General features: G+C 33.0%; 12 protein-coding genes and 3 pseudogenes. 9 read left to right on the plus strand and 6 right to left on the minus strand.

The window, feature by feature from the left end; translation table 11 throughout:
* Positions 1-286 precede the first annotated feature (286 nt).
* The 5 genes from KQI94_RS14595 to KQI94_RS14615 all read left to right on the plus strand — a co-directional run bounded on the left by KQI94_RS14595 (position 287) and on the right by KQI94_RS14615 (position 3,272).
* Positions 287-427, plus strand: coding sequence for a hypothetical protein (locus tag KQI94_RS14595; protein WP_002417142.1), 141 nt, complete (start codon positions 287-289; stop codon positions 425-427).
* 915 nt (positions 428-1,342) lie between these two features.
* A complete protein-coding gene (locus KQI94_RS14600) occupies positions 1,343-1,765 on the plus strand; it encodes a CsbD family protein (protein ID WP_010815591.1) in 423 nt (140 codons plus the stop codon).
* 163 nt (positions 1,766-1,928) lie between these two features.
* A complete protein-coding gene (gene amaP, locus KQI94_RS14605; RefSeq protein ID WP_002360874.1) occupies positions 1,929-2,495 on the plus strand; it encodes an alkaline shock response membrane anchor protein AmaP in 567 nt (188 codons plus the stop codon).
* A gap of 16 nt (positions 2,496-2,511) precedes the next feature.
* On the plus strand, positions 2,512-2,709 hold the full coding sequence (locus KQI94_RS14610; protein ID WP_002360877.1) for a DUF2273 domain-containing protein: 198 nt from the start codon (positions 2,512-2,514) through the stop codon (positions 2,707-2,709).
* A 26-nt stretch (positions 2,710-2,735) separates the two neighbouring features.
* Complete coding sequence (locus KQI94_RS14615) at positions 2,736-3,272, plus strand: Asp23/Gls24 family envelope stress response protein (RefSeq protein ID WP_002360878.1); 537 nt, start codon at positions 2,736-2,738, stop codon at positions 3,270-3,272.
* A 128-nt stretch (positions 3,273-3,400) separates the two neighbouring features.
* On the opposite strand, the gene KQI94_RS14620 is transcribed toward KQI94_RS14615, so the two are convergent.
* Both KQI94_RS14620 and KQI94_RS14625 read right to left on the minus strand, forming a co-directional pair.
* Positions 3,401-4,459 carry a hypothetical protein gene (locus tag KQI94_RS14620; protein WP_002417138.1) on the minus strand — a complete coding sequence of 353 codons (1,059 nt, stop codon included), beginning with the start codon at positions 4,457-4,459 and terminating at the stop codon, positions 3,401-3,403.
* Between the two features lie 24 nt (positions 4,460-4,483).
* The gene (locus tag KQI94_RS14625; RefSeq protein WP_002360880.1) at positions 4,484-4,726 is read right to left on the minus strand and encodes a GlsB/YeaQ/YmgE family stress response membrane protein; all 243 of its coding nucleotides are present in this window, start codon (positions 4,724-4,726) and stop codon (positions 4,484-4,486) included.
* A 204-nt stretch (positions 4,727-4,930) separates the two neighbouring features.
* Between KQI94_RS14625 and KQI94_RS16610 the strand changes: the two genes are divergently transcribed.
* Positions 4,931-5,173 (plus strand): hypothetical protein, encoded by a 243-nt coding sequence (locus tag KQI94_RS16610; protein ID WP_002360881.1) that lies wholly within the window; start codon positions 4,931-4,933, stop codon positions 5,171-5,173.
* An 85-nt stretch (positions 5,174-5,258) separates the two neighbouring features.
* Positions 5,259-5,465, plus strand: a pseudogene (locus KQI94_RS14630) (transposase); the annotation flags it as partial.
* A 501-nt stretch (positions 5,466-5,966) separates the two neighbouring features.
* On the opposite strand, the gene KQI94_RS14635 reads toward KQI94_RS14630, so the two are convergent.
* From KQI94_RS14635 to KQI94_RS14645, 3 genes are all read right to left on the minus strand, one after another.
* Entirely contained in the window at positions 5,967-6,224 is a 258-nt protein-coding gene (locus tag KQI94_RS14635; protein ID WP_000588503.1) for a Txe/YoeB family addiction module toxin, read from the minus strand.
* Positions 6,217-6,486 (minus strand): type II toxin-antitoxin system Phd/YefM family antitoxin, encoded by a 270-nt coding sequence (locus tag KQI94_RS14640; protein WP_000388479.1) that lies wholly within the window; start codon positions 6,484-6,486, stop codon positions 6,217-6,219. Before KQI94_RS14640 ends, KQI94_RS14635 begins: the two co-directional genes overlap by 8 nt.
* A gap of 130 nt (positions 6,487-6,616) precedes the next feature.
* On the minus strand, positions 6,617-6,796 hold the full coding sequence (locus tag KQI94_RS14645; protein WP_001120991.1) for a hypothetical protein: 180 nt from the start codon (positions 6,794-6,796) through the stop codon (positions 6,617-6,619).
* 97 nt (positions 6,797-6,893) lie between these two features.
* On the opposite strand from KQI94_RS14645, the gene KQI94_RS16840 reads away from it, so the two are divergent.
* Complete coding sequence (locus tag KQI94_RS16840) at positions 6,894-7,130, plus strand: hypothetical protein (protein ID WP_306297428.1); 237 nt, start codon at positions 6,894-6,896, stop codon at positions 7,128-7,130.
* Positions 7,131-7,176: 46 nt separating this feature from the next.
* On the opposite strand, the pseudogene KQI94_RS14650 reads toward KQI94_RS16840, so the two are convergent.
* A pseudogene (locus KQI94_RS14650) lies at positions 7,177-7,743 on the minus strand (hypothetical protein); the annotation flags it as partial.
* A 75-nt stretch (positions 7,744-7,818) separates the two neighbouring features.
* On the opposite strand from KQI94_RS14650, the pseudogene KQI94_RS14655 reads away from it, so the two are divergent.
* Positions 7,819-7,926, plus strand: a pseudogene (locus tag KQI94_RS14655) (IS6 family transposase); the annotation flags it as partial.

Genomic DNA, 7,926 nt, shown 5'->3' on the forward strand with positions numbered 1-7,926 from the left:
AGGCCTTGAAACATTGGTTTAGTGGGAATTTGTACCCCTTATCGATACAAATTCCCACTAAGCGCTCGGGACCCCTAGGACGAATATTGTTAGAAAAACCAGAAATATTTCCTAAAGACATTTTAGAAATATTTGAAAATCAAAATATACTTTAAAATATGGGATAGCAGCCGGAATTCAACATTTTTGCAAGATAGAGGAAAAACAATCTATAGAGGTGTCTCATATACAGTATTCCTGCAAATTATCAAACGGAAACGAATACAAAAGAATTAGAAAGGGTGAGATGATGGTAGTAGTGATGAGTATTGATGGAAAACTACCAGTTCCATTGAAAGTACTACAAGATAGAGTACAGAGTAAAGAAGATAAAAAGAGTGGTTTGAAATTGAAATCAAATGAAAAAAAGGAACCAGGTCAAAAATGAGGTTAAAAATTTTAAAGTTTTGGATTTCTGATTTTTTAACAAAAAACGGCATATTGAATAAGACACAAGCTAGTTGTGTAATTTTTATCTAAAAACAAACAGGCCAGAAACTTCTAAATTTTTGACCTGTTTTTCCATAACTTTTAGAGTTCAATGACCTAATTTTGACAGATAAATAATACATATTGAACAAATAAATGAATAAAAATTTTAAAACAGAATTTAAGTAAGAATTACCAAAGTTAGTAGTATTGCAATTAGAATGTTCGCAACAATATTTATCGTAAACCATTTTATATATGGAAACATGATAAAAAGTAGAGAACTCAATTATTTTATGATCTGGTTATTTCTCTTGTGACTAGCCCCATACCCAGAAGTTCTTAACAATAAAAATAGTCAGCCGACCACTGGCTGACTAACTGATATGATAGAGATAACCGTTTTCCGCCAGTTATCTTTTAGGTGTGAAATAGTCAATATTAAAAATCGACAACGCGTCTATGATGAAGACAACAATTGCTAATAACCGTTTATCAACAGTTATTTTAGAAAGAGAGTCAATTTATCCCAGATATAAAATCCCTAAGAAAGTAAAGCAATTATACCATTTAGTAATTATTTTGGGAATAATATATATTTTTAGCAAAGTAATTGCTTGAATGCAGTGAATAGGAATACACATTAAAAAAAGCTAAGACGTTTGTAACCTGATGGTACCATTGCAATAATTTCATTATCGAGCGATTTAGGTGAATATAATAATATATTGTAGCGCTATAACCAAGAAAAAAACAACTAATGGATTTATGATTTAACGTAGTCGAATTCTCACACTCTGTGAAATGTATAATACAAGTGTTTTACTTCAATTTCTGGTAGAATAAAAGTATCTTAAATATGGAGGGAATATCTATGAAAAAAAGTGGAATTATCGTTGGTTTTTTAGCTACAGCTTTTGGTTTAGCTGTCGTTAATAAGATGCATAAGATGAATACTAATAAAGATTCTGTTAAAGGAAAAGCAAAAGAAGTCGCTGGAAAAGTGATAGGAAATGAACAAATGCAGGCAGAAGGAACTTTTGATCAAGTTATTGGGGCTTCTAAAGAAGTTTTAGAGGACTTAAAACAATCTATATCAGGTATTGCAGGAACAGGCACTTCTGAGAAGGTATCTGGGAAAGCAAAGGAAGCTGTAGGAAATGTAACTGGTGACGACAAACAAAAAGCTGAAGGTTTCTTAGAACAAGCAACTGGCCAAGCAAAAGAAGCGATTTCAAATACTAAAGAAAAAGCAGAAGATGTTGCCGGTGATATAAAAGATGAATTTGAGAGATAGATCACTTAATCATAGGACGAACTGTATTGGTTTGTTCTATTTTTTTGAGTTTTTAAAATAGTATTGTTAAATAACGCTTGTTAGAAGCATAAAATTTTTACAGAACAATCACTTTTGGTAGAATTATATTGTGATAAATTTCATATGAAAGTAGGGGGGATCGATGACCAGAGGAGGAAAAGTCCTATTTAGTTTCATTGCTTTAGTTCTTGGTACATTTTTATTTACAGTGTTTGTCCATTATCAGTTTGTATACTCGTTAAATATCCGATTTATAAAACCTGAAGAATACCCTTTAATTGGAAATTACATGCCTTTTTATTTCTATTGGGGTAGTGTGATAGGCATGGCAATACTCGCTTTAGTTATTTTATGGATTATCTTAAGACCTACAGAAGTAACGTCTATTAAGTTGAGTGAAGACAAAGGCAAACTAGAAATAAAAAAAAGCGCGATCGTAGGGCTAATTCAATCACAAGTATCTCAAACAAACTTATTAAATGACTCAAAAGTAAAAGTAAAAATGTATAAAAGAAAAATAAAAGTGCGTATTGTTGGTAGTACAAGCGAAAATAAAGCAGTTGTGAGCCAAACAAATCAGTTTATTGAAAGTGTTGATGCATATATTAAAGAATTTATTGGCTTGGACACGGCAATAAAAACAGAGGTGGTCTTTAAAAATACGGCTCGTTCAAATACTAATAAAACCAGAAAGAAACGAGTTGTGTAATGAAAGAGGGGATATTGTGAAAGAACTATTAATGGTGTATAAATATCCAATTATTGGTGGGCTAACAGGTTTAATATGTGCAATTTTATTTTTCACTGTTGGTTTCTTCAAAACGATTCTTGTATTACTCATGGTTGGAGTAGGCATTTTTATCGGAAATTATATAAGTAAAAATGATTTTATCAGAAACATTTTTCAAAACAAACTAAAATAAATAATAATATATAGGAGTGATTACAATTGGATAAAGAAAAAGTAACTGTCAAAGAGGCAAATAAAGTAGAAGCAGTACAAGGAAAGTTAACGTATGAAGACAAAGTAATTCAAAAAATTATTGGTATTTCTTTAGAAGAAGTAGAAGGATTACTTACTGTTGATGGGGGGTTCTTTTCTAATTTAGCTGGCAAGTTAGTAAATACAGACGACGTTACATCAGGTATAGACGTTGAAGTAGGAGAAAAACAAGTGGCAGTAGACTTAGATATCGTTGCAGAATATGGTAAAGACATTCACAAAATTTATAACGAGATGAAAGAAATTATCACGAAAGAAGTCAAAAATATGACGGGGCTAGAGGTAATCGAAGTAAATGTAAACGTCGTAGATATTAAAACAGAAGAACAACACGAAGAAGATTCTGTGACCTTACAAGATAAAATGGGCGATGCTACAGAAGCGGTAAGTAATTTTACTAGTGAACAAGCAGATAAAGCAAAAGAGTTGGCTTCAAAAGGAAGTTCTAAAGCGAAAGAATTGACTGAATCTCGTGTAAAATAAAAAAAGCAAATTGAATAATAAGGAAGAAAAGTAATATTAATGGTATTAAAAAGCTAAAAAGGTAAGCCTGCATAAAGGCTTACCTTTTTTGGTTAACTTTGTAGAATAGGAAGTACCGCTTTAACGTTCTACATAGTAGTTTCTTTATCAGAAGTTTTTACTAAATTAGAACCTAACAATCCTGCTAAAGAAGTAATAATTAAGCCAACAACCATTGCAACAAATCCCCAAATAGATGCTTTAGCCGTCGTGTTTGAAGCATCTTCTGCCGTTTGTCTCGCTTCATCGATTGATTCTTTCAAATCATCTTTAGCTTTATCTAAATTAGTACGTGCAGTGTCAATTTGTTTTTGGGCTTCATCACTAGCTGTTTTTAATTCATTGTAAATATTATCTGTTGCTTGTTGTGCTTCTTCTTGAGATAAGTCACTATTTTTCGCTACAGCATTCGCAATCGCATTTTTATCTACGGAATCGCCAATTTTTTTCGCTTGGTCTTGTAAAGAGTCCGCTGTAGAATCAAAAACCTTATCTGCATTTTTAGGATTTTTCACAATTTCTTTACCAGCATCTTTAATTTTATCAGTCGCTTCACTCATTTGATCTTTTAAATAATCTGGTTGAAGCTCTGGAACATCTGTATCTTTTAAATATTTGTTTACATTGTTTTGTAGTTCTTGTGTATTGACCGTACCAATTTCATCAGTTACTTTATCAAAACCTTTTGAAATCGCATCGCCGGTGGTCGAAGCAACTGCCCCAACACTATCCCCTACACCAGAAGCTACATTTCCTAAAAGGGAACCGATTGCTGAAAATGCACTAACTGCTGTATAACTCACTAGAAGCATTACTACAATCATACTTGTTGCCCATGTTAAGAAGCCGTGCAATAAACCAATTCTTCTTGCTGCCACACCAGACACAAACCCTGCAGCCATAAGAGATAAGGCAATAGTAATAATTATCCATATAATTAGACCCGTTCCAACGCCATCTAAAGGGTTACTTGATGTAGGTTTTAGTGTTCCAAAACCAATCGCTGATCCAATAAGTCCAAGTGTCATAAAAATTGAAAGAAAGGTAATTACACCTGCAATAATAGCACCCCAAGAAATATTGAAACCCGCTTCACTATCTGTTAAATAGGATTTTAACCTATAATTTTTGTTCCCCATCTTAAACATTCTCCTAACTTAGTTAAAAATATATTATTTTTTATTTAAAAAAAATGAAACAACCGCTACTAAAATTACTGCACCAACGATAGAAGGAATAAGTGCCATACCTGCTAAAGAAGGTCCCCAATTTCCTAAAATTCCTTGTCCAATGGCAGAACCGACAAGACCAGCAACTATGTTTGCAATCCATCCCATAGATTCACCCTTTTTTGTAATGGCTCCTGCAATAACTCCAATAATGGCCCCTACAACTAATGACCAGATTAATCCCATGAATATCACCTCCTTGTTATACTATATTTATAGTAACATATCTATATACTTTTTTTTTCATAATTGAGATAAATTTAGTGTACCCAAATGTAATTTTCATTAAACGTTTATATTATATAATTGTTGAAGAGGAGTTGAATAATAATGAATAGTGATAAAATAACCTTTGGAGGTGACTAATGAAGAGGGGAGGAAAAGGTTTGTATGCAAATCTATGCTCATGAAAGAGGAAATTCTTATGGATGTACGTATTTTATAAGTTTATGTGAAGAAGAGTTAGTAATAACGTTGGTATGGCAAGATAACTTTTTTACTTATAACAAGAAAGAGGTAGAGAGTAAAATAAATAAAATGAAGGGAATAAGCTCTTCGATAAAACAGGTAATCTACCAATTTATTGAGAAGACAAACTATTTATTGTATTTATCTTACAAGGAATTACACTAAAATTATGCACAAAAAAAGCAATCGACCACTGTACCGACCCCCAAAAGTTAGACCAAAAATCTAACTTCTGGAGGTCGGTATTTCTATGAGTAAATATAGTTTCGAACTAAAGATGACAATCATTCATGAGTATTTAAAAGGAAAAGGAGGGTATCCATATCTGGCAAAAAAATACGGTATTAAGAGTATGGGACAAGTAAGATATTGGGTTAAGAGTTATCAAGAGTTCGGTAAAGAAGGACTCCTTCGAAAACGTCAAAACCAAAGTTATTCTGGTCAATTCAAGATGGATAGATAAAAAAGCATTTAATGCGAATACTCAGAGTCAAGTAGATGCTGTTAAGAGCAGCAATACAGTCACGAATACAAAATGGACTATCAAAAATACAGAAAATCATTTAACTGTTTTGAATAATGGTAAATCAATAGATACTTTACCTTGGGGAAAAAAAGGATTTAAGAACTTAGGGAATGTGAATACGTATTCCAATCAGTATATTCATATCACACAAGACGCAGGATCTTACGTTTATAGTCCAGAACTCAAAGGTTGGGTTGACAAAAAAGGATTGAGTTCTAACTAAATACTATCCATGTCCCATAAACACAAATAAAAGGTCAGATTATATTTTGTCTGTCCTTTTTTTGTGTAAAAATTGAGTATTCTCAAAGTTTATACCGACTAATACTTATCTTTGGGTATTTTATATTATAAAATTTACGTGTAAAATAATGAGATAAAAATAGGTTCAGAAACTTTTAAGTTTCTGACCCTTTCCTTACTTCCGATTGGTTAATAGTGATCTTTTGCAGAATAAATAAATATCGTTTCATTTTCAACTCTATATATCAGTCTATGTTCATCTGTAATTCTTCTGGACCATTTTCCAGATAAATCATGCTTTAATGGCTCAGGTTTTCCTAATCCAGCAAAGGGGGAACGATCGATATCTTTTATTAACTTGTTAATCTTTTTTATATTGCTTTTGTTTCCTTGCTCATGCCAATAAAGATAATCATCCCAAGCATCATCAGACCAAGCCTTAATCATCAGATTCAACCTCGATTAAGTCATGTGTTTTAAATGCACCTTTGGAGAATTGTTCATCTCCTCGACGAATTTTTTCCATGACGTAATTATTAGAAAGTGTTCTCAACGTTTCTTGCATAGAATCATAATCTCTTTTTGATAATACAACAACTGTATCTTCTACATCTTTACTTGTTACAATAAGTGTTTCAGCATCCTCATTAACTTGTTTCATATAACTACGTAAATTTTGGCGGAAATTTGAATAAGCTACTGCTTCCATTCCTTTCACCCCTTATTTATTTCTATAAAACAATTGTACATTATATTGTACAATTAAGCAAATGATTAATATTCTAACTTCTTATAATTAAAAGTGCTATCACTTTTAGTTTTTAGGATAAAAAGTGACGTCACTTTTTGAGTGCTGGTACCTCAAATCCTGCTTTTTCTTGGGCAATCAATAAATCTAACGCAATACACATAATCCTGGATTCACTTTTGCCGTACTTCTGCTTTAGTTGCTGCAATTCTTTTTGTCTCTTTTCATCCAACGTAACGGGTAACCGTTTATTTCCTATTGCAATTGGCATTAGTACTCTCTCCTTTCATCGAAATAACCCTATGAAAAATATGGCTGCAATCATCTTGAATAGTAGACTCACAAGGGCTAATACAAAGCGCCAAAAGATCAAACAAAATACCAGTATTGCCAAAAATACTACGAAGTTTAAATGCACAGCTGCAGCATGGCGCATAAGTATTTCGCCAACAAATAGGACTAACAATAGAGGAATGATTTTATTCATATGGATCTCCTTCTTTCTCTTAGGTTATCGGGTGTTGCCCGCTTATTTCGCACCACCTAAGCGGCGGGGGCGGTTGGAGCGATTGGTGCGAAATAAGAACCATTCCCTTAGTTACTAGGTTTTTTGTCCTTATTTCACACATTCTCACTTTTCGGTATAAATGATTATTGCCTTTTTTTCCTTTCAAATCGTTGATATGGCATTCGTTTACGGTCAAGTTCATTTTGGATTTCTTCTGTATCGTCGTAAGTATAGGTGTCTAAAAAATCAGTTAAAGTCGTGTACCAGTCGTCGCCTGGGTTATCTACTTCTTCTACATATTCCCTCAAAAATGCTTCGGGTACAGCGAGTTCATAATCCATTCCCATTAACACGATAGATTCCGTTCCACACGTCAAAAATCTAGTAAATACAAGGTAATAATCGTCTATCGTCGCATCTTTGCTGTTTAGCTCTTCCATTTCTTCTTCCATTAATTCCATGCTCTCAAAAATTGAATAATATTCTGATTCTGAGTAATAGTGTTTCCTGCAAATCGTGTAGCTGACAAAGTTTTCGACCAGCTCACTCCTTTCTAGGTAAACATTCATGATGTATTTTTCTGTTTCTAGTCGTAGAAGCTCCGTTCCTTTTTTTACCGTTTCAGGACGACGTTTATACACGTCTAAACGATTATGGCTGACTGTGACCTTCGTTTGACTCGTTTCACTTTCCAAATACAATTGTTCTTCGGGTTCTGTTGCAAAGTTTTAAATCTACTATCAAATAAGGTAGAATAATAGAAAAAGATAGCAGGAGGAATGACGATGAATCATTTTAAAGGAAAGCAATTTCAGCAGGATGTGATTATTGTAGCCGTGGGCTACTATCTTCGTTATAACCTTAGCTATCGTGAAGTTCAAGAAATCTTATAT

It is taken from the genome of Enterococcus sp. S183_ASV_20, assembly GCF_018919685.1.
Classification (GTDB): Bacteria; Bacillota; Bacilli; order Lactobacillales; family Enterococcaceae; genus Enterococcus; species Enterococcus faecalis.